The sequence below is a fragment of the Amycolatopsis pigmentata genome, assembly GCF_042684065.1.
GTDB classification, from domain to species: domain Bacteria; phylum Actinomycetota; class Actinomycetes; order Mycobacteriales; family Pseudonocardiaceae; genus Amycolatopsis_E; species Amycolatopsis_E pigmentata.
The window spans coordinates 83401-102703 of the sequence record NZ_JBHUKR010000019.1 but is presented as its reverse complement, the minus strand read 5'-3'; the positions used below and the strand labels follow the sequence as shown (position 1 = coordinate 102703).

Below are 19303 nucleotides of genomic sequence, written 5' to 3'. Positions count from 1 at the left end.
AGGACCGGCAGGCACTTCGGCGATGTGACCCCACGAACCGACGGTAGCTCCGAAATCACCCCGTGCGCGACTCGATACGCCGTCTGGCGGGAAGGTCCTGGGCGAGACGGTCGTGCAGGCGGGCGTGGCGGAACTGGTAGAGCGCGCCGGCCTGGCGCAGCACGCCGCGCCGGTGTGCGTCCTCGAGGAACCGGTTCAACCGCAGGGGTGTCTGCCCGCGAAGCGCCAGCCAGGCGCGGCTGATCAGATAGACACCCCACGATCGGGACAGTGCCGTGGTGAGTCCGATGGCGAGCCCGAAAACCGCTCCCGCCGCGAGACCGAGGCTCAACGGGATGTGGTGGGCCATCGCTTCGCCGCCGAGGACGAAGCCGGCGATCCCATAACTCACGGCGCCGACGTACCGGAACGCGAACCAGCCGAACAAGGCCGAGACGAGTCCGGCCGGCAGCGCCCGGGTGAAGTGAAAGGGGTCCGCGACCGCGCCGAGATTGGAGTGCGGCTGGCTGGCGGCGATCGCGAACGCGTAGAACAGCCCGATCGACAGGGCCACCGACAGCGCGAAGGCGAGCGTTGCCACTCGGTCCTGCGCATAGGTCGTCGCCGGACTGGAAGCGTGGTTCGCCTCGGTCGGCACTTCCAGCCAGGCATGGAGTCCCATCCCCGATCCGAAAGCCGATACGAGCACGACCACCGGCCCGATCGGAAGTGACCAGACCACACCGATCACGACGCCGATGGCCGCTCCGACCGCGAATCGGCCGAGAAAGGGCAATGCTGTGCCCCGGAAGCGAACCTCGACCCGCAGCGGTCCTGACCGTGTTCCCCAGCCCTGCGCGGCACAACCGCCTACCGCGGTGGAGAGCCCGTAGACCCAGGCCAGGTCGGGGCCTCTGGCCAGGAGGCCGGCGATGGCGAACAGGCAGGCCGCCGGCAGGCTGAAGACAAGTCCTCTCACGGGCCGGGGTATCGCGCGGACCAGGTGCCACCAGGCGAAGTCACGGGTCTGCAGGTGCCGTAGGTGGCGGGCGAGGAACGACAGCCATCGTTGGGCTTGATCCGGACCGTAGGTCGGCACCGCCGCGGGCGGCAATCCCGGTGGCCGGGGACGTTCGGCGTAAGCGGCGGGGAGGAACGCGTCGAGCAGATGCTCCTCGATCGTGGCCCGGTCCGGGAACCGTCGCGGATCAAGGAGTTCCGTCGGGTCACTTCCGGAGTCGCGGTAGGCCGTCCGGGCGAGTTCGACCATCAACGGGGTCGACAGCGCCTGTGCGAGTGGACCGTCGCGGTGGCGGCGCAGGTGCGCGACGACGGACTGCCAGCGGGTGTCGCCGGGGTGATGGCGCGCGGTGAGAAAGGTGATGGCGTCGTCGAGTTCGACGGGTTCGATTTCCACCACCATCGCGCCGGCGAGGATGCCGCCGTGGCGGACCGCGTCCTCGTACTCGGTGGCGCGGCAGGTCACGACGACCGGACGGCCGCCTGCTATCGCTTGGTCGAGGGCGTCGATCGCGTCGGCGTGCAGACCCGGTGGTATCTCGTCGAAGCCGTCGAGCACCGGTATCACCCGCTCATCGGTCACCAGGCGGGTCGCGGCATCGGGTCCGTACGCCTTGGTGTTGCCCAAGCCGGGGTACTCCTCCGACAGCCTGCGCGCCAACCAGGTGTGCAGGTGGTCCCGGCGGGGATTCCAGGACGTCATCGACAGCAATACCGGCGTCGGATCGCCCGGCGCGCGGTCGGCCAGCAGCCCGAGCGTCAGCAGGATCGCCAGCACGGTCTTGCCCGACCCCGGCTCGCCGAGCACCACCAGCTGCCGTACCGGAAGTGCGCGGAACTTCCCGGCCACGTCGGAGATGTCACCGCGGAGAACCTCGCCGGCGCCTGTCACCGGCCTGCCCGTGGTCGACCACCGTAGGCGTACCGGCGCCGGCCGGTGTAAGGAGCGGATCTCGGCTTCCGCCGTCCACTGCCGGGTCACCGCGGTAGCCAGCTCCCGGGCCGCGCGATCGAGTTGAGTCTCCGGAGTGGGTTCTTCGGCGACGGCGGGGGCGGCGCGCGGCCCCGGGGTGGCCAGGCTCGGGTCCGAGGTCAGGATCCGCCGGTGCAGCTGCCGGAGGGCGGGACCGGGGTCGAGGCCGAGTTCCTCGGCCAACCGCGTCCGAGTCTGTTCGTAGTGGGCAAGGGCGTCGGCCTGCCGGCCGGACCGGTAGAGGGCGAGCATCAGCTGCGCGGCCAGCCGTTCGTCCCACTGATGTTCGCCGGCCCGGCTGACCAGTTCGGGTACCAGCTCCGTGTGCCGGCCGTGCGCCAGCCGCAGGTCGGTGAAGTCGAGTTCGGCCGCGAACCGCTCCTTCTCCAGGACGTCGCGGACACCGTCCAGCCAGGGCGTGTCCACGCCCGAGAACGGTTCGCCCCGCCACAACGTCAACGCTTCGTCGAACGACGCCATCGCGGTCGAGTCGTCGTCCGCCGCGCGGGCTTGCCGTACCAGCTCACGGAACCGGTACACATCGATCAGGGCCTCATCGGCCGAGAGCAGGTAACCACCGGGTTTTCGGAGGATGTCCACCCCCGCCATGACGGCCAAAGCCTTGCGCAGTCTGTGCACATAGCCGTAGAGCGTGTCCCGTGCGCGTTGCGGCGGCCGCCCCGCCCAGACCCGCTCGAGCAGTTGGTCGACAGGCACGATCCGATTGGCCTCGACCAGCAGGGTGATCAGCACCAACCGCTGCCTGAGATGTCCCAGATCGACCGGCCGGCCATCGACACGGGCTTCGACCTCCCCGAGCAGACGGAACTCGACCGTCATCGTCACCCCTCACCGGTCACTCCCGGAAATCGTTCACCTCGCCCCCCAGCGCCGGACAACGCTCAACTTCCCACAACCTTGGATACCGCGCCCCAGCAGGGGATACAAGGTTGATTCAAGGTTCGTTCCAGGGATGCCGCCCACAATGGTCCGTGTGGTCACCGGGATCCGGCCCGATTGGAAAGGCCTGGCATCGACCAGGCGGCGACCACCTCGCTGGGGGTGGGGTGGTCGCTCAGCGTTTGCGGCCGACTCCGGCGATGGCCAGGGTGCTCGCGGGATCACCGTCGAAGGGCGGCTCGTGGGCGGCGGCGAGTTCCGGACGCCATTGCGGGGTCCAGACCACACCCGGCTCGACCAGTTCGAAGTCACCGAAGAACGCCCGCACCTCGCTCCGGCCACGGAGGTGGGCGTTGCTGGTCGTGACCATGTAGCGGGCGGCGACCTCCTGCAGGGCCGGCGTGGTGTCTTCGTCCGTGCAGTGACTGAGCACGAGCAGCGACCCAGGGGGCAACAGGTCGCGGTACAAGGCCAACATCTCTTCGGGCCGCTGCTCGGGCACGATGAAGTGCAGCAGGGCGGAAACCAGCAGGCAGATCGGCTGGTCAGGGTCCAGCCCGCCCAGTTCGATGACCCGTTCCCACAACTCGGCCCCGTCGAGGAAGTCGGCATCGATGGCGAAATGCCGCTGGGGGTCGGCGGTGTCGGAGAGCAGGATCTGGGCGTGCGCCCGCGCCACCGGGTCATTGTCGACATACACCACGCGGGCGTCACGACCGCTTTCATCGGCGATCTCGTGCACGTTGCCCTGCGTGGGCAGACCCGACCCGATGTCGACGAACTGCGTGATCCCGTGTTCGGTCCGGGCGTACCGCACGGCCCGGCGCACGAACCCCCGGTTCTCGCGGGCGAAGATCCGGGCTTCGGGCATCAGGTCGACCATCCGCTGCCCGAAGTCGCGGTCGATCGCGTAGTTGTGGTCGCCGCCCAGGTAGAAGTCGTACACCCGTCCCGTGCTGGGCCGGTCAAGGCTCGACGCCAATGTCTCGCGCGCGCGGCCGAGATCCTCGGACACTCCCCGTCTCCCCTCGCCGAAACCACCGGGTGCCGAGGAGGATCCTATCCAGGACCGGTTCTCATTCCGGATCTTGCCTCCGCTTCAGGCAGGACCTGATCAGGCCACCGCCACGGCGTGCTCCGTGGCGTGCCGGACAAATCTCGCCACGTCGGGCGATGTCATCGAGGCCGCCCAGGCGATTCGCAGCTGACTTGCCGACAGGCCTTCCACCGGGACCACGCTGATCCCGGCAGGCAGCGGGGCGGGCACGTGCGAAAGCGCGATGAACCCGATGCCGTCGCCGAGCCTGATGCTGCCGACGAGTTGGGCGGCGTCCCGCACGAGCGGGCCGGGCTTCCAATCGTGGTCGGCGAGGTCGACGCCGAGCCAGTAGTCCTTCTCGGCCGGGGTGAGGTCCGGCCATAGCGGGAAGGCTTCGCCGGCGAGTTCACGACGGTGGATCGACTCGCGCCCGGCCAGGGGGTGGCTTTCGGGCAGCATCACGACCCGAGGGTCGGCGCGGATCAGGTCGCTGTCCAGGCCGCGGGATTCGAACGGCGCGCGCAGCAGCGTCACGTCGGCCTCGCCTGTGCGCACCTGCCCGGCCTGAACCCGCCAGTCCACCATCATGCCGCGCGCGGGCAGCTCACCCGGGAACCGCTCGTTGTAGGACGCCACCAACTTCTGCAGCACGTCGATGTCGCACCCCCGTGCCGTGACCCGTAACCGCGGCCCCTCCCTGCCGAGCCTCGCCACCCGCGCCAGCGCGGCGTTGGCGGTCTCGAGCAGGGTGCGCGCCTCCTGCGTGAGCATCCGGCCGGCCTCGGTCAGTTCGAGACGGTGCTGGGCGCGAACGAACAACGGCGTCCCCAGCGCCTCCTCCAAAGCCTTGATGGCCCGGGAAAGCGCGGGCTGCGTCATGCCCAGCGCCTCGGCGCCCCGAGTGAAGGAGCCCTCGTCGGCCACCGCGACCAGGTAGCGCAAATGCTTGAGATCGATATCGAACCCCACCACTCCAGAGTGCCATGCCTTCGGCATATGCCGGCACGGCATACCCCGATGCCGCCGGTGGGACAAAAGGGATTACGCCTCCGAAACCCACCGGAGGCCGCGTGAGCCTCACGACATCCGAAGTCCCCGGCCATCTCCCGGCCATCCGGCGTTTCCTTTGTCCACTTAGAACGGTGTGCGAAGACCGGTGTGGTACCGGCCTGGAGAGGAGTCGGGTGATGCGCACCCGGACATTTCGGAGAGCCTGGCCTTTGGCCGCCGCGGGAATCACCGGTCTGATCGGCGTGATGACCGGTCCCGCCGCGGCCTCCGACGGAACTGTCCACACGCGACACGTCCTGCTGTTGTCCGTGGACGGCATGCACCAGGCCGATCTGGCGGCCTACGTCCGGACCCATCCGCGGTCCGCGCTCGCCGGACTGGCTTCCGGCGGCACTCAGTTCACCGCCGCGAGCACACCGTTTCCTTCCGATTCCTTCCCCGGCATGGTCGGCCAGGTGACCGGCGGTGACCCGAAGACCACCGGCATCTACTACGACGTCACCTACAACCACGCCCTCATCGACCCGAGTGCGAGTGCCGCCGTGGTTCCGGAACAGGCGGTGTGCGGCCAAACCGCGCCCGGAGCGAACGTGGCCTACGACGAAAGCATCGACCGCGACAACACCAGGCTGGACGCCGGCCAGGGACTGCCGAATCTGCCGGGCGACATCCTGGAAATGACCGGCGACCCCCGGACCGTGATCAACCCGGCGGCGCTGCCGATCGACCCCCGCACCTGCTCGCGCGTGTATCCGCACTCCTACCTCAAGGTGAACACCGTCTTCGAGGTCGCCAAGGCCCACGGCCTGCGCACCGCGTGGTCGGACAAGCACCCCGCCTACGAGATCCTCTCCGGCCCCTCGGGCGACGGCCTGGACGATCTGTTCACGCCCGAGATCAACAGCACCGCCGACGCCGCGGGTCATGACTGGACCAGCGTGAACGCGCTGACCCAGGCCTACGACCACGACAAGGTCCAAGCGGTGCTCCACGAGATCGACGGCTACGACCACAGCGGCCGCGACCGGAGGAGCACCCCGGCGATCTTCGGCATGAACTTCCAGTCGGTGTCCACCGCCCAGAAACTGCCGGTCTCCTCGGGTGAGCCGGGCGGCTACGACAGCACCGGGACCACGCCCGGACCCGTGGTGAGCAAGGCGCTCGACTACGTCGACGGTGAACTCGGCGCGATGATCGCGGAACTGAAGAAGTCCGGTCGCTACGGGGACACGACGATCATCCTGTCGGCCAAGCACGGCCAGTCGCCCATGGACAGCCGCTCGCTGAAGCGGATCGACGACGGCGCCGTGATCGATGCCCTCAACGCGGCCTGGCAGAAGCGGTATCCGGCCGCGCCGCAACCGCTGGTCGCGGCTTCCGCCGACGACGATGGCATGTTGCTGTGGTTCACCGACGGCGACCGCACCCCGATCGCCGACGCCTTCGCCGAGAACTTCCTCCGCGCCTACGCGGGGAACGGGACGGGCAAGGACGGTCAGGCCAAGGCCACCGCGTTCGACACCACCCCGGTCGCCTACACCGCGGCCGGACTGAGCGGCACCCACGCCGGCCCCGACGCCGCCGCGTTCATCGGCACCACGCCGGACGACCCGAGGGTGCCCGACCTCATCGGCATCGCCCAGCACGGCGTGGTCTACACCGGTAAGACCAAGAAGATCGCCGAACACGGTGGCGACGACCCGCAGGACCGTAACGTGCCCTTGGTGGTCAGCGGCCCTGGGATCCACCACGGCGTGGCACGCGGGCCGGTGGAAACCACCAGCATCGCGCCGACCATCCTCACCCTGCTCGGCCTCGACCCCGAGGCCCTGCAAGCTGTTCGCGCCCAGCACACGCCCGCTCTCGACGTGCGCTCCTGACAGACCTGTGGAAGGGCTTCTCACGGCCGTATGCGCCGCGAGAAGCCCTTCCAGGGCCTGCTCTGACCAACTACGGTGATCCCCGATCACCGCGCAGGAACATCGATAGTTCGTTGCCCTCTTCGGCGACGGCGGTGTGCTCGACTCGGGAGAAGCGGCGCAGCGGGGTGACGGTTACGGCCTCCCCCTCGACGGTCCAGGTGGCGGCGACGCGACCGTCGACGAGGACGACACGCTCGCCGGCGACCGAGAGGCCACGGTGGGCGTCGTCGATGATTCTGCCGCGATCGTGGTAACCGAGGATCGCGTTGTCGAACGCGGGCAGGAACCGCACCGGGGCCGGTGTGCCGGCGTCCGGACGCGGCGCCTCGGGGAGGTCGACCAGTTCCCGGCCACGCTCGTCGCGAAAACTGACCAGTTCCTCGCGAATCGCGGTCACCGCACCGGGAAGTCCCGCGAGGCCGCACCACGCCCGCAGATCGGCCACGGCCGCGGGACCGAACGCGGCCAGGTAGCGCCGGGCCAGCGCTTGACCGACGGGGTCGGAACCATCCGGGGCCGGTGGGTCGATTTCCCGCCCCAGCCACGAGGAGAGCGGCAGATTGCGTACTCGCCCTTTGGCGCGCCACAGTCCGCGCGGCGGCAGTTGGGCGACCGGGACGAGGGCGGCGACCAGCATTTCACCCAGCGCCCTCGGACCGGGTTCCGGCCACCGTCCGCCGAGCGCCCGGGCGAGATCGGTCATCGAGCGCGGTTCACCGTCGGCCAGCACCGCGCGGCCCGCCGCGGCGAGTTCGTCGAGATCCACGCCCGCGAGTTCGCGGCGATAGACGCCCAGAACTCGCTGGCGCAACATGGCGTCGTGGCGGGCTCGCCAGGCCAGGGCGTCGTGGGCGGTGACCAGGTGGACGGTGCGGCGCATGAGATGGGTCCGCACCACGTGCCGTCCGGTCAGCAGGTCGTCGAGCATGGCCGGTTCGAAGGCGTGAAGACGTGACCAGAGCCCGACGAACGGTTCCTGTGGTTGCTGCGCCTGCAAGCCGCAGAGGTGCGCCACAGCGTCGAGTACCGGTATGTCCGCGCGATCGAGCAGCAACTGCCGGGCGAGCGTCGCGCGGTTGAGTGCCCGTGAGTCCAGGACGGTCATTTGTTTCCTCTGGTCGTTGACGCGATCCAACGATCGCAGAGGAAGTGGCCAGAATGTGTCCTCTTCTTCCCCGTGATCGCGACCGTGCACGGTTGATCCGTGGTCACGTCCTCGCCGGCGGCCGGCAGCTTGATAACTGACCGAATGGACGGTAAATAAGGGTGACCCGGCCGGTGCGGACCGGGGCCGGACGATCCGGCCCCTGGAAACGGAGGAAGCGTGAACGCCACCCAGCAGGTGCCCGCCACGGTCGCCGTCATCGGCGGCGGCCGGATGGGCGCGGGGATCGCGCAGGTCTTCGCCGTCCAGGGCACGCACGTGTCGATCGCCGAAAGCGACAGTGCCGCGGCCGAGGCCGCCCGCAGCCGGCTGACCGACACCCTGCGCAAGGCCGCCGAACGCGGGAAACTGGCTGCCGACCTTGACGTCGTGCTGGACCGGATCGTCGTGGTCGACGAAATCGGCAAGCTCCCGGCAGACGCCGGCCTCGTCGTCGAGGCCGTCCCGGAACGCGCCGATCTGAAGATCGCCGTGCTCACCAAGGCCGAAGCGGTGGTCGGTGAAGACGCCGTGCTCGCCAGCAACACCAGTTCGTTGTCAATCGGCGAACTCGGCGCCGCGCTGGACGCACCGTCCCGATTCCTCGGAATGCACTTCTTCAACCCCGTCCCGGCTTCGAAGCTGGTGGAGGTGGTCTACGGCCCCGACACCGCCGAACCGGTGGTGCACCGCGCCCAGGAATGGGTTCGCGCGCTGGGCAAGACCGATGTCGTCGTCCGCGACTCCCCCGGTTTCGCCACCAGCAGGCTCGGCGTTCTGCTCGGCCTGGAAGCAATCCGCATGCTCGAGGAGGACGTCGCGGACGCCAAAGCGATCGACACCGCGATGGAACTGGGTTATCGCCACCCGATGGGACCGCTGCGCTCCACCGACCTCGTCGGGCTCGATGTCCGGCTGGCCGTCGCCGAGTACCTGCAGACAACACTGGGAGACCGGTTCGCGCCGCCACAACTGTTGCGGGACAAGGTCGCGGCGGGCGAACTCGGCCGCAAGACCGGTCGCGGTTTCCACGACTGGAAGTGAGACGGCCGCCCCGTCACGACGCCGTCCCGGAAGCACTCGTGGACCGGGACGGACGGCGAGTCATGCCTGCCGTGACGCGAGCCGCCGGTAGGCTCAGAGGGTGACCACAGGGGCGCAGAAGGATGTCCGGGTCGCCATTCCGCTCTACACGATGGCGGAGACGGCCCGCTAACTCGGCGTGCCCGCCACCACCTTCGCCACCTGGGTCACGGGCTACCGCCGCGAGTTTCCCGATCGACCACCGGTCGTCGGAAACCCCTTGATCACCGCGGTACGGCCGGATGCCCGTGGGGGAGCATCCATCCCCTTCATCGGCCTCGCCGAAGGCATGTTTCTGTCCGCTCTGCGGCGCGCTGGTATACCGCTGCAGCAGATCCGCCCCGCGCTCGAGGTCGTCCGGACCAAGATCGGTATAGAACACGCCCTCGCGTCCAAGCGGTTGTACGTGGCCGGGGCACAACTGCTGTGGGAAGTCAGCAAGGAGGGCGGGGTCGACGACGAGGCCCGCTCCGGCGCCCGTGACCTGATCGTTCTGCGCAGCGGGCAGTATGTCTTCCGCGAAGTGATCGAGCGGTACCTGCGGCGCATCGAGTACGACGAGATGTACGCGCGCCGGGTCCATCTGCCGCGCTACGAGGTCGCGGACATCGCGGCCGATCCCGAAATGAACTTCGGCCGTCCCTACTTCACGCATGGCGGCACCCCGCTCCACGTCGTCCGCGGCATGATCAAAGCCGGCGAATCCATCGAGGAGGTCGCCGCCGATTTCGACCTCCGCGTCGACGAGGTGACCGAGGTCGCCCAACGCGAGGGCTTCTCGCGGCGTGAGCACGAGCAACCCGCCCCTGCGACTATTTCTGGACCGCAGCACGCAGGGCAAGCGTTTCGTCGCAGCCGTTCGGGAACTCGTCGACGACGTGGAGACGATCAACGACCGTTACGGAGTCAAGCCCGCGGAATCCTCGTGCGGAGTTACACAGCCATGACCTCGACCATGTCTCCCAAGCCTTTGAAGTCGTTCTCGTTGCGCGTGTAGAGAGGCAGGCCCCGGGATGACGCGATGGCCGCGATCATCAGGTCGATCCGGCGCGGCTTCGGATCACGGTTCGCCTCCAGAACGAGCGCGACCAAGGTGCCATACCGTGTCGCAGCCTCGGCGTCGAAAGGCAGCGGATCGAACTCGACGATGGCCGCACCGAGCATTTCGGTCCGCGCTGCCCGCGTCGCGGTGTCCTTGGCCGTCGCGACCCCTTGGTGCAGCTCGGCCATCGTGATCGCGGTGAGCTCAGGAATCTTCGGCAGCATTACCGGGTCGAGCACCTCAAGGTCGATGTAGGCGCAGGTGTCCAGCACACCGGACTCGTGACGCTCAGCCATCGTTCCGCGCCCACACATCATCGTCACCGAGCCGATCCTCGGTACCGAACAACTCATCCGCCTCCTGGCGCAGGCGCACGTAGTCGACCCGGGGCAGCTTGCGATGCCGCTCGACCAACTCTTCAGCGGACAGACGCCGCCTGTGGCCGAGGGGACGCAACTCCGCGACTTCAACGCCGTTGCGGGTGACGTGATACGTCTCGCCCGCCTCTACCGCGTCCATGACGGCAGCGGAGTTGTTGCGGAGTTCCCGCTGAGTGATCACCTTCACGCACGCCAGTGTAGCCCAGCGTAGCACGCTGAGCTACAGGGGTCCAGGGTCAACTGGCAGGCCTTGCGCGGCACTACCTCACCGCCAACGCCCCACGACCGTTCGATGATCCGGCCGATGCCGAGAATGGCGGCCTCGGGGTGGTTGATGATCGCGGGCGAACTCGGCCGCAAGACCAGTCGCGGCTTCCACGACTGGAAGTGAGACGGCCGCCCGGTCACGCAGGCGAGCCCTGCGGGGACCCTCGGCGCACTACCCGGGTTTCAGTCGTGCGCCGGCGGAGTGCCGGCCGCACGAGAGCCGGTGGGGCGTAAGCGATGTCGACCGGCCCGACGTCGGTTCCCGGCGGCACGATCTCGTCGATACGGTCGAGGAGGTCGTCCTCGAGGAGGGTGCCGACTCCCGCGAGCAGATCGTCGAGTTGTTCCGGCGTGCGCGGGCCGATGATCGCCGAGGTGACCGCCGGATGGGCGGTCACGAACGCCAGAGCGAGGTGGGGCAGCGACAGACCGGCCTGCCCGGCGATCCGGGCAAGTGCTTCGACGGCATCGAGCTTGCGCTCGTCGGTCATGTGCCCCGGCGCCCAACGCAGACGCCCGGCCGACGCCTTTTCCGCGCTGCCCTTGCGAAGGCGACCGGCGAGCAGGCCCATCGCCAGCGGGCTCCACACCAGGACACCCAGCCCGTAACGCTCGCAGACCGGCAGGATCTCGCGTTCGATCCCGCGATTGAGGATCGAGTAGTGCGGCTGTTCGGAGCGGAAGCGTGCCAGCCCGCGCCGTTCGGCCACCCACTGGGCTTCGACGATGTCCGACGCGGGCAGGTTGGAATGGCCGATCGCGCGGATCTTGCCCGCGCGCAGCAGATCGGTCAGCGCGCCAAGGGTTTCCTCGATGTCGGTGCCGGGTTCGGGGTGGTGAGCCTGGTAAAGATCGATGTGGTCGACGCCCAGGCGGCGCAGCGACCCTTCGACAGCGGAAACGATCCACCGGCGGGAATTGCCGCGCTGGTTGGGGCCGGATCCCATCGGGCCGTTGAACTTCGTGGCCAGCACGACGTCGTCGCGGCGGCCGCGCAGCGCCTTCCCGACGATCTTCTCGGATTCGCCGTCACCGCCGTAGACGTCGGCCGTGTCGATGACGTTGATGCCGCCGTCGAGGGCGCGGTGGACGATGCGCGCGCAGTCGCCGGGGTCGGGGTTGCCGTACGGCCCGAACATCATCGTGCCCAGGGTGTAGGGGCTGACCTGGATGCCGGTCCGGCCCAGTGGGCGGGTTTCCATGGATTTCTCCTCCAGGACAAAGGGAGTGCGGCCGGGACCGGCCGCACTCCGCGTGGGAACGGTCAGGCCGTGACGTTGATGATCCAAGTGACACCGAAGCGGTCGGCGAGCATCCCGAAGGCGGGCGCCCACTGGGCGGGACCGAACTCCTCGATCACGGTGGCGCCCTTGGCGAGGCCTTCCCACACCGGGGTGACTTCGTCGACGCTCTCGCCACCGACGGAGAGGAAGAACGGCTCCTTGGTGATCGTGGTGCCGTTTTCGCGACGCGTGGTGGGCACGTCCGGGGCGGACGGTGTGTGCTCGCCGGGCACGTCGTAGGCCATGACCCGGAAGCCGTTGTCGGCGACGACCTGTCCGAACACGACGTGGGCGGCTCCGGGCAGTTCGGCGGGCATCCCGAAGTCGGCGTAGGTGTTGACGGTGAGCTGCCCGCCGAAAACCGACTGATAGAACTCCAGGGCTTCGCGAGCCTGGCCGTGGAAGTTCAGGTGGGCGACAGCGTTGAGCGACATGGTGTTTGGGGTCCTTCGCGAGTGGTTTCCGATGCCGGAGGCTTCCGGCGACAGGAACGACGATGTCAGCAGCATCGGTCAGGGAATGTCCGCTATTTGTGGCAGGGTCGAACCCATGCCGAGCGCCTCATCGACGACGACCTCCAGTCGGCTGTTGTCCCTGCTGTCACTGCTGCAGGCCCGCCGGGACTGGCCAGGCAGCCTGCTCGCCGAGCGGTTGCGCGTCAGCGAGCGGACCGTGCGCCGTGACGTCGACCGGCTGCGCGAACTGGGTTATCCCGTCCAGGCGGTCAAGGGCCCCGACGGCGGCTATCGGCTCGAAGCGGGCAGTCAGATGCCGCCACTGCTGTTCGACGAGGAGCAGGCGGTCGCGCTGGCCGTGGCGCTGCGGATCGCCGTCGGGACGGGCGCGGGCATCGAGGAAGCCGCCGCGCGGGCCCTGACCACGGTGCGGCAGGTGCTGCCGTCGCGGTTGCGGCAACGCGTCGACGCTCTCGAAATCAGCGCGGCCGGACACGGCGCCGATCCCCAGGTCGACACCGGGATCCTGCTCACGCTGAGCGCCGCGGTCCGAGCGGGCGAGGAGCTGCGGTTCGACTACCGCTCGCCGGGACAGCCCGAGGACGACGAGCCGCGTCCGCCCCGCCGGGTGCGGCCCCAGCATCTGGTGGTGCGGGCAGGGCGCTGGTACGTCGTCGGCTGGGACCCCGACCGCGGCGACTGGCGGACCTTCCGCGCCGACCGGATGACACCACGGGTCCCGAACGGCCCGCGGTTCGCGCCCCGGGAAGTGCCGGGCGGTGACGTCGCCGCGTTCCTCTCGGCCCGGTTCAAGGGCTCCGACAGCACGGACGCCTGGCCCTGCCGCGGCGAAGTGATCCTCGGCCTGCCCGCGGCCGAGGTGGCCCCGTTCGCCGGCGACGGCATCGTCGAGGAACTCGGCGCCGCCCGGACCAGGCTCACGACGGGATCCTGGTCCTGGACCGCCCTCGCGGCCACGTTGGCCCGCTTCGACACCGAGATCGAGGTGATCGGACCGCCGGAGCTGCGTACGGCGTTCGCCGAGCTGTCCCGTCGCGCCGCGCGCGCCGCCGGCTGATCACGCGACCACGCGACGAAAGTCCACAATGGACTTTCACAGCTCTCCGAGTGCGGACAGGGGTGATTCGGCGCAGTCCGCGACGAACCTCAGGAAACCACCGGCCGTGCCGCCGTCGCAGACGCGATGGTCGAAGGCCAGGGTCAGCTGACAGACCTTGCGCGGAACCACCTCTCCGCCGACGACCCAGGGCCGCTCGATGATCCGGCCGATGCCGAGGATGGCGGCCTCGGGGTGGTTGATGATCGCGGCGGAACCGTCCACACCGAACACTCCGTAGTTGTTCACGGTGAAGGTTCCCCCGGTGAGGTCGCCGGGTCCGAGCTTCCCGTCCCGTGCCGCGGCGGTGCGCGCGCCGATCCGCTCCGCGAGCCCGCGCGTGCTGAGCCTGTCGGCGTCGTGCACCACCGGCACCACGAGGCCGCGTTCGGTCTGGGCCGCGAAGCCCAGGTGAATCGCCCCGAGCACGACGATCTCGTCGCCCTCGACCCGGGAGTTCAATTCCGGGTAGCGGCGGAGCCCGGCGACGGTGAACCGGGCGAACAGGGACAGCAGACTGACCGGGCGCTCCGGGTCCCGCTCGTTGATCTCCGCGCGGGCCGCGAGCAGTCCGGTGACGTCGGCGTCCACCCACACCGTGGCTTCCGGGATCTCCCGGCGTGACGTGGCGAGCTTCTCGGCGACCGTCTTTCGCAGGCCCTGCAAGGGAATGCGCCTGTCCCGGTCCCCTTCCCGCGGTGCCGGGACAACGGCTGTCACGGCACCCAAGGCCGCTTCCACGTCCGCGCGGCGGATGATCCCGCCCGGGCCGCTGCCGGTCACCGCCGCCAGGTCCACACCGTTGTCCCGGGCGAATTTCCGTACCAGCGGCGAGATCACCCCCGGCCTCGCGCCTTCCGGAACCGCGACCGGACGGTCCAGAACCGCCGTCCCGGCGCTGCCTCGACGGCCGCGACGCCGGTGGTTCCGCCGCTCGGGTGTGCCATAACCGATAAGGACGTTTCCACTTCCGGCACTGACCACGCCTGGCTCGCGGAAGCCGGATTCGGCGACGGTGATCAACGGCGCTCCCACCGCCAGCGTCTGCCCCGCTTCGCCGTGGCGTGCGCTGACCGTCCCGGCGAACGGCGAGGGCACCTCGACCGCGGCCTTGGCCGTCTCCACCTCGACCACGGGCTGGTCGACGGTGATCTCCTCACCGACTTCCACCAGCCACCGGACGATCTCCGCCTCGGTCAGGCCCTCACCGAGGTCGGGCAACAGGAACTCAGGCACCGCGCACGCTCCCCGCGACCGCCACCTGGTCGTCCCACTGCAACGCCTCGATCGCGTCGAGGATCCGGTCTCCAGACGGCAGATGGTGTGTCTCGAGTTTCGGGGCGGGGTAAGGAATGTCGAATCCCGTGACCCGCAGGATCGGGGCGTGCAGGTAGTGGAAGCACCGCTCGGTCAGTCGTGCGGCGATCTCCGCGCCGTAACCGCAGAACCCGGCGGCCTCGTGCACGACGACCGCCCGCCCGGTCCGCCGCACGGACGCGGCGACGGTGTCGTCGTCGAACGGGGACAGCGTGCGAAGGTCGACAACCTCGACGTCCCAGCCTTCCGCCTGCGCGGCCTCCGCGGTTTCCAGCGCGGTCGCGACCATCGGGCCGTAGGCGATCAGCGTGACGTCCTTGCCCGGCCGGCGAACGACGGCACGATCGAAAGGCGCACCGTCCCGGCGGAACGAGACCGGTTCCTTGCTCCAGTACCGGCATTTCGGTTCCAGGAAGACCACCGGATCCGGGGAATCGATCGCGTCCCGCATCAGGTCGTAGGCGTCCTGAGCGGTTCCGGGCGTCACGACGCGCAAGCCCGGCGTGTGGGTGTAGTAGACCTCGCTCGAATCACAGTGGTGTTCGACCCCGCCGATCCCGCCCGCGTAGGGGACGCGGATGACCATCGGCAGTTCGACCCGGCCGCGCGTGCGGTTGCGCAACTTCGCCACGTGCGAGGTGATCTGCTCGAACGCCGGGTAGGCGAACGCGTCGAACTGGATTTCCACCACCGGCCGGAACCCGCCCATGGCCAGCCCGATCGCGTGCCCCACGATGCCCGACTCCGCCAGAGGCGTGTCGAAACACCGGTCCTCGCCGAAGTCCCGGGTGAGCCCGTCGGTCACCCGGAACACGCCGCCCAGGGTGCCGACGTCCTCACCGAACACCAGGACCCGGTCGTCTTCCTTCAGCGCGTCACGCAATCCGGCGTTGAGCGCCTGCGCCATCGTGATCGGTTCCATCTCAAACCCCCTCCCCCGCGAGTTCGGTGCGCAGCGCCTCGCGCTGCGCCATCAGGTGAGCCGTCGGCTCGGCGTAGACGTGCGTGAACAACTGGAGCGGATCCAACTCGGGTTCGGCGTTCATCCGCCCACGGAACGACGCGGCGAACTCCTCCGCCGCGGCCTTGTCCGCGTGGATGTCCGCGTCGGTGAGCACTTCCCGGTCGCGCAGGTATCGCTCCAAACGCGACACCGGATCCGCCGCGCGCCACCGCTCGACTTCGGCCGCGTCGCGATAGCGGGTCGCGTCGTCGGCGTTGGTGTGCGCGTCCATCCGGTAGGTGTGGGCCTCCACCAGGAACGGCCCACGACCATCCCTTGCGTGGGTCACCGCCTTGCCCAGCACCGAGAGGACCGCGACCACGTCGTTGCCGTCGACCTGCTCGGAGGGGATGCCGTAGCCGATGCCCTTGTATGCCAAGGAAGGCGCCGCGGTCTGCTTCTCCAGCGGTACCGAAATCGCGAACCTGTTGTTCTGCACGAAGAACACGACCGGCGCGCGGAACACGGCCGCGAAGTTGAGCGCCTCGTGGAAGTCGCCCTCGCTCGTGCCGCCGTCCCCGATGAGCGCCATGACAACCCGGTCCTCACCACGACGCCGGAGTGCGTCGGCCATTCCCACCGCGTGCGGCGCCTGGGTGGCCAGCGGTGTGCACTGCGGCGCCGTGCAGGTGGCCTCCGGGTCGTAGCCGCAGTGCCCCGTGCCACGCAGGAGTTCCATCAGGGCAACGGGTTCGAGGCCACGGGCGACCAGCGCCATCGAATCCCGGTAGGTCGGGAACAGCCAGTCGTCCTCGCGCAGCGACAGCACCGCGCCGATCTGGCACGCCTCCTGGCCCAGCGCCGACGGGTACACCGCGAGCCTGCCTTGTTTCGTCAACGCCGTCGCCTGGGCGTCGAACCGGCGGCCCAGCACCATCCGCCGGTAGGCCTCCCGCAGCAACTCCGCCGAGGGTGCGGTGAAGCCCCGCGGCGCCGCACACGCGGTCCCGTCCTCGGCCACGAAACGGATCGGTTCGACAGCCGGCAGCATCCCGGCCGGGGCACGTCTTTGCGCAGCCATCACCAACCGCCCTTCGGCATCAATTTGTCGGTGATGTTCCCTCGTGCCATACTCGCTGCTCCACACTTTTCCGAAATCAGCGACAAATGGCCACGAAGAAGGGCTGTGGGAGACGATATGTCCAGCGGTGACCACGGCTCGGGCTCGCCGGATGGACATCCGGCCCAGCCTCTCGACGACATCGATCGCGCGATACTGGGCGAACTCACCGCGGACGCGCGGGTGTCGATCCGAGCGCTCGCCGAGCGGGTCGCCATCTCCCGCGCCAACGCCTACAACCGCCTCGAACGCCTGACTCGCGACGGCGTGATCACCGGGTTCACCGCCCGCATCGATCCGCCCCGGGCGGGGCTGGGCACCAGCGCGTACATCATGATCACCGTCGAGCAGACGGCCTGGCGCCCGATGGAAGCCGGGCTGAAGAAGATCCCCTACGTGGAACACATCGCCCTCGTCGGCGGCGACTTCGATGTGCTCCTTCTCGTCCGGACCCCGGACAACACCGCCCTCCGCGAGGTCGTCCTCGAACAGATCCAGGCCGTCGAAGGGGTCCGCGCGACCCGGACCTGGTTGATCTTCGAGGAGAGTACCGGCCTCGGCGCGCCCTGGACCCGGCACCAGCCCGGGCGATGAATCAGCCCGAAACCGCTGGTAGCGCGAGGAGAACCTCGGCGAGCTTCCCGGGCTGGGACGCGAACGGGGCGTGACCGGTGTCGAGTGTCGCCAGGCGAAACGGGTTGCGCGGAGTCAGCGCGTCGGCATCGGAGATGAAGACGTCCTGGAGCGCCAACGGTATTGCCCGGTCCGCGGCGCACCGGAGGTAGGTGCGCGGAATACCGCCCCATCGCGCCGCGGTCGCGCCGGCTCGCGACGTCACGAAAGACATCGGCTGGTCCGGCGTGAGCGCGTTCAGGTAGGGAAGAAAGTCCGTTGTGGACACATCGGTGTAGTAGGCGGCCCGCAACTGTTCGAGGTAGGCGGTGTCGGCGGAGCGGGGGTTGATCCGCACCGCTCCGGTGACCGTGGGATCGCCGAGGTGCAGACCACCGCCGAGGCGCGTCTTGGCCTCGTCGAGGGTGAGGTAGGCGGCCGCGGTGGGCAGCCGGGTCGGCACGAACGCGGCCACATAGACCAGGTGATCGACGAGTTCCGGCGCGAGTTCGGCGGCCAGGGTGGCGACCGCACCGCCCATGCTGTGCGCGACCAGGACGACCGGTGCCGTTTGCCCGAACGACCGCAGTGCGTCGATCACGGCGTGGGCGGCCACCTCCAGCGTCACGTCCTTGATCGGCGACGGCTCACCGGACAAACCCGGCTGGCCGGGTACGAAGTAGCCGCTGGGAAACCGGGCGTTCATGCCGTGCCCGGGCAGATCAAGGGCGACGACGCGATCCCCGCGCGCGGACAGCGCGGCGATCAGCTTCGCCCAGTGCGCACTGTTGTGATAGGCGCCGTGCACCAGCAAGTAGTCGAATGGCATGAGAGTCCCGGGGTCGTGTTATCGGCGCTGGACGGCCGAAAGAGGTACCGCCGCCAGATAGGCCCGCTCGATCCGGTGGGCGGTTTCGGTCAGGGCCGGTCGCGCCGCCTCGGCAAGCGTCGCTTGACTGAGCCGATCGGCGTGGCTGGAGATACCGATGGCCGCGATCGTGACCCCTGCGCTGTCCCGAACGGGCACCGCCAGGGCGCGGATCCCGGCTTCGAGGTTCTCTTCGTCCGCCGTGAACCATCCATCGCGCCGGACTGACGCGATCTCGGCTCGAAGCGCGGCCGGGTCCGGGTGGCCGCCGGATCGTCCTGCCGCCAGATATCCCTCCAGCCACTCGTCGGGTTTACCGGCGAGCAGCACTCGTCCCAGTGCGGTCCGGTGCGCGGGAAATCGGCTGCCGACGGTGAGGTGCGCCGTCATCAGCCGCCGGCTCGGCACATACGCGACACAGACCGCCTGGTCTCCCTGGAGCACGGCCATGGAGGCCGACTCGTTGAGCCGGCCGACGAAATCGGAGAGGTACGGGAGGGCGATCCGCGGCAGTCGCGAAGCCGCCAGATAGGCATTGCCCAGTTCGAGCACCGCCGGGTGGAGCCGGAACAGCTGCCCGTCGGCGCGCAGATACCCCCGGGCGAGGAGGGTGTGCAGGAAGCGCCGGGCCGAGGCCCGGTCGAGATCGCTCGCCTTGGCCACCTCGCTGAGGGTCATGGCGGGCCGGTCGGGGTGGAACGCCGCCAGCACGGCGAGGCCACGCTCGACGGAGGTGACCAACTCGGTTTCGGTTTCCGCCACGATGTTCCTTTCCTCGTCCCTCTCCGGTGACGGTAGCACGTCAGAGCACTGTGCGCGCATCTGTGC

At 69.1% G+C, this 19303-nt stretch carries 19 protein-coding genes; 5 read left to right on the top strand and 14 right to left on the bottom strand.

The window, feature by feature from the left end; translation table 11 throughout:
- Positions 1-55 precede the first annotated feature (55 nt).
- From ACFSXZ_RS29815 to ACFSXZ_RS29805, 3 genes are all read right to left on the bottom strand, one after another.
- Positions 56-2812 carry a BTAD domain-containing putative transcriptional regulator gene (locus ACFSXZ_RS29815; protein WP_378268635.1) on the bottom strand — a complete coding sequence of 919 codons (2757 nt, stop codon included), beginning with the start codon at positions 2810-2812 and terminating at the stop codon, positions 56-58.
- A 235-nt stretch (positions 2813-3047) separates the two neighbouring features.
- Positions 3048-3887 (bottom strand): SAM-dependent methyltransferase, encoded by an 840-nt coding sequence (locus ACFSXZ_RS29810; protein ID WP_378268633.1) that lies wholly within the window; start codon positions 3885-3887, stop codon positions 3048-3050.
- A 99-nt stretch (positions 3888-3986) separates the two neighbouring features.
- The gene (locus ACFSXZ_RS29805; RefSeq protein ID WP_378268631.1) at positions 3987-4880 is read right to left on the bottom strand and encodes a LysR family transcriptional regulator; all 894 of its coding nucleotides are present in this window, start codon (positions 4878-4880) and stop codon (positions 3987-3989) included.
- A 218-nt stretch (positions 4881-5098) separates the two neighbouring features.
- Between ACFSXZ_RS29805 and ACFSXZ_RS29800 the strand changes: the two genes are divergently transcribed.
- Positions 5099-6802 carry an alkaline phosphatase family protein gene (locus ACFSXZ_RS29800; RefSeq protein ID WP_378268629.1) on the top strand — a complete coding sequence of 568 codons (1704 nt, stop codon included), beginning with the start codon at positions 5099-5101 and terminating at the stop codon, positions 6800-6802.
- A gap of 70 nt (positions 6803-6872) precedes the next feature.
- On the opposite strand, the gene ACFSXZ_RS29795 is transcribed toward ACFSXZ_RS29800, so the two are convergent.
- Positions 6873-7949 (bottom strand): winged helix DNA-binding domain-containing protein, encoded by a 1077-nt coding sequence (locus ACFSXZ_RS29795; protein ID WP_378268627.1) that lies wholly within the window; start codon positions 7947-7949, stop codon positions 6873-6875.
- Positions 7950-8168: 219 nt separating this feature from the next.
- On the opposite strand from ACFSXZ_RS29795, the gene ACFSXZ_RS29790 reads away from it, so the two are divergent.
- Both ACFSXZ_RS29790 and ACFSXZ_RS29785 read left to right on the top strand, forming a co-directional pair.
- Positions 8169-9032 carry a 3-hydroxyacyl-CoA dehydrogenase family protein gene (locus ACFSXZ_RS29790; protein WP_378268625.1) on the top strand — a complete coding sequence of 288 codons (864 nt, stop codon included), beginning with the start codon at positions 8169-8171 and terminating at the stop codon, positions 9030-9032.
- 178 nt (positions 9033-9210) lie between these two features.
- Positions 9211-10068: a DUF433 domain-containing protein gene (locus ACFSXZ_RS29785; RefSeq protein WP_378268623.1), complete on the top strand. Its 858-nt coding sequence runs from the start codon at positions 9211-9213 to the stop codon at positions 10066-10068.
- On the opposite strand, the gene ACFSXZ_RS29780 is transcribed toward ACFSXZ_RS29785, so the two are convergent.
- The 5 genes from ACFSXZ_RS29780 to ACFSXZ_RS29760 form a co-directional block, all read right to left on the bottom strand.
- Positions 10005-10409 carry a type II toxin-antitoxin system VapC family toxin gene (locus ACFSXZ_RS29780; RefSeq protein ID WP_378268621.1) on the bottom strand — a complete coding sequence of 135 codons (405 nt, stop codon included), beginning with the start codon at positions 10407-10409 and terminating at the stop codon, positions 10005-10007. The two genes, ACFSXZ_RS29785 and ACFSXZ_RS29780, sit on opposite strands and share 64 nt — an antisense overlap.
- Entirely contained in the window at positions 10402-10680 is a 279-nt protein-coding gene (locus ACFSXZ_RS29775) for a type II toxin-antitoxin system Phd/YefM family antitoxin (protein WP_378268620.1), read from the bottom strand. Before ACFSXZ_RS29775 ends, ACFSXZ_RS29780 begins: the two co-directional genes overlap by 8 nt.
- Positions 10677-10787 carry a hypothetical protein gene (locus tag ACFSXZ_RS29770; RefSeq protein WP_378268680.1) on the bottom strand — a complete coding sequence of 37 codons (111 nt, stop codon included), beginning with the start codon at positions 10785-10787 and terminating at the stop codon, positions 10677-10679. The genes ACFSXZ_RS29775 and ACFSXZ_RS29770 overlap by 4 nt, the downstream gene beginning before the upstream one ends.
- 110 nt (positions 10788-10897) lie before the next feature.
- On the bottom strand, positions 10898-11962 hold the full coding sequence (locus tag ACFSXZ_RS29765; protein ID WP_378268618.1) for an aldo/keto reductase: 1065 nt from the start codon (positions 11960-11962) through the stop codon (positions 10898-10900).
- A 62-nt stretch (positions 11963-12024) separates the two neighbouring features.
- Entirely contained in the window at positions 12025-12477 is a 453-nt protein-coding gene (locus ACFSXZ_RS29760) for a VOC family protein (protein WP_378268616.1), read from the bottom strand.
- A gap of 115 nt (positions 12478-12592) precedes the next feature.
- On the opposite strand from ACFSXZ_RS29760, the gene ACFSXZ_RS29755 reads away from it, so the two are divergent.
- Positions 12593-13576, top strand: coding sequence for a helix-turn-helix transcriptional regulator (locus ACFSXZ_RS29755; protein WP_378268615.1), 984 nt, complete (start codon positions 12593-12595; stop codon positions 13574-13576).
- A gap of 36 nt (positions 13577-13612) precedes the next feature.
- On the opposite strand, the gene ACFSXZ_RS29750 is transcribed toward ACFSXZ_RS29755, so the two are convergent.
- Genes ACFSXZ_RS29750 through pdhA form a run of 3 tightly spaced genes read right to left on the bottom strand, consistent with a single transcriptional unit; the run spans position 13613 to position 16956 of the window.
- Positions 13613-14851, bottom strand: a complete 1239-nt coding sequence (locus tag ACFSXZ_RS29750; RefSeq protein WP_378268614.1) for a dihydrolipoamide acetyltransferase family protein — start codon at positions 14849-14851, stop codon at positions 13613-13615.
- Complete coding sequence (locus tag ACFSXZ_RS29745) at positions 14844-15854, bottom strand: alpha-ketoacid dehydrogenase subunit beta (protein WP_378268613.1); 1011 nt, start codon at positions 15852-15854, stop codon at positions 14844-14846. Before ACFSXZ_RS29745 ends, ACFSXZ_RS29750 begins: the two co-directional genes overlap by 8 nt.
- 1 nt (position 15855) lies before the next feature.
- Positions 15856-16956 carry a pyruvate dehydrogenase (acetyl-transferring) E1 component subunit alpha gene (pdhA, locus tag ACFSXZ_RS29740; protein ID WP_378268612.1) on the bottom strand — a complete coding sequence of 367 codons (1101 nt, stop codon included), beginning with the start codon at positions 16954-16956 and terminating at the stop codon, positions 15856-15858.
- Between the two features lie 117 nt (positions 16957-17073).
- Here pdhA and ACFSXZ_RS29735 point away from each other — a divergent pair, with 117 nt between their 5' ends.
- On the top strand, positions 17074-17589 hold the full coding sequence (locus ACFSXZ_RS29735; protein ID WP_378268610.1) for an Lrp/AsnC family transcriptional regulator: 516 nt from the start codon (positions 17074-17076) through the stop codon (positions 17587-17589).
- Position 17590: 1 nt separating this feature from the next.
- On the opposite strand, the gene ACFSXZ_RS29730 is transcribed toward ACFSXZ_RS29735, so the two are convergent.
- Both ACFSXZ_RS29730 and ACFSXZ_RS29725 read right to left on the bottom strand, forming a co-directional pair.
- A complete protein-coding gene (locus ACFSXZ_RS29730; protein ID WP_378268608.1) occupies positions 17591-18436 on the bottom strand; it encodes an alpha/beta fold hydrolase in 846 nt (281 codons plus the stop codon).
- Positions 18437-18454: 18 nt separating this feature from the next.
- A complete protein-coding gene (locus tag ACFSXZ_RS29725; protein ID WP_378268607.1) occupies positions 18455-19237 on the bottom strand; it encodes an IclR family transcriptional regulator domain-containing protein in 783 nt (260 codons plus the stop codon).
- Positions 19238-19303: the final 66 nt, after the last annotated feature.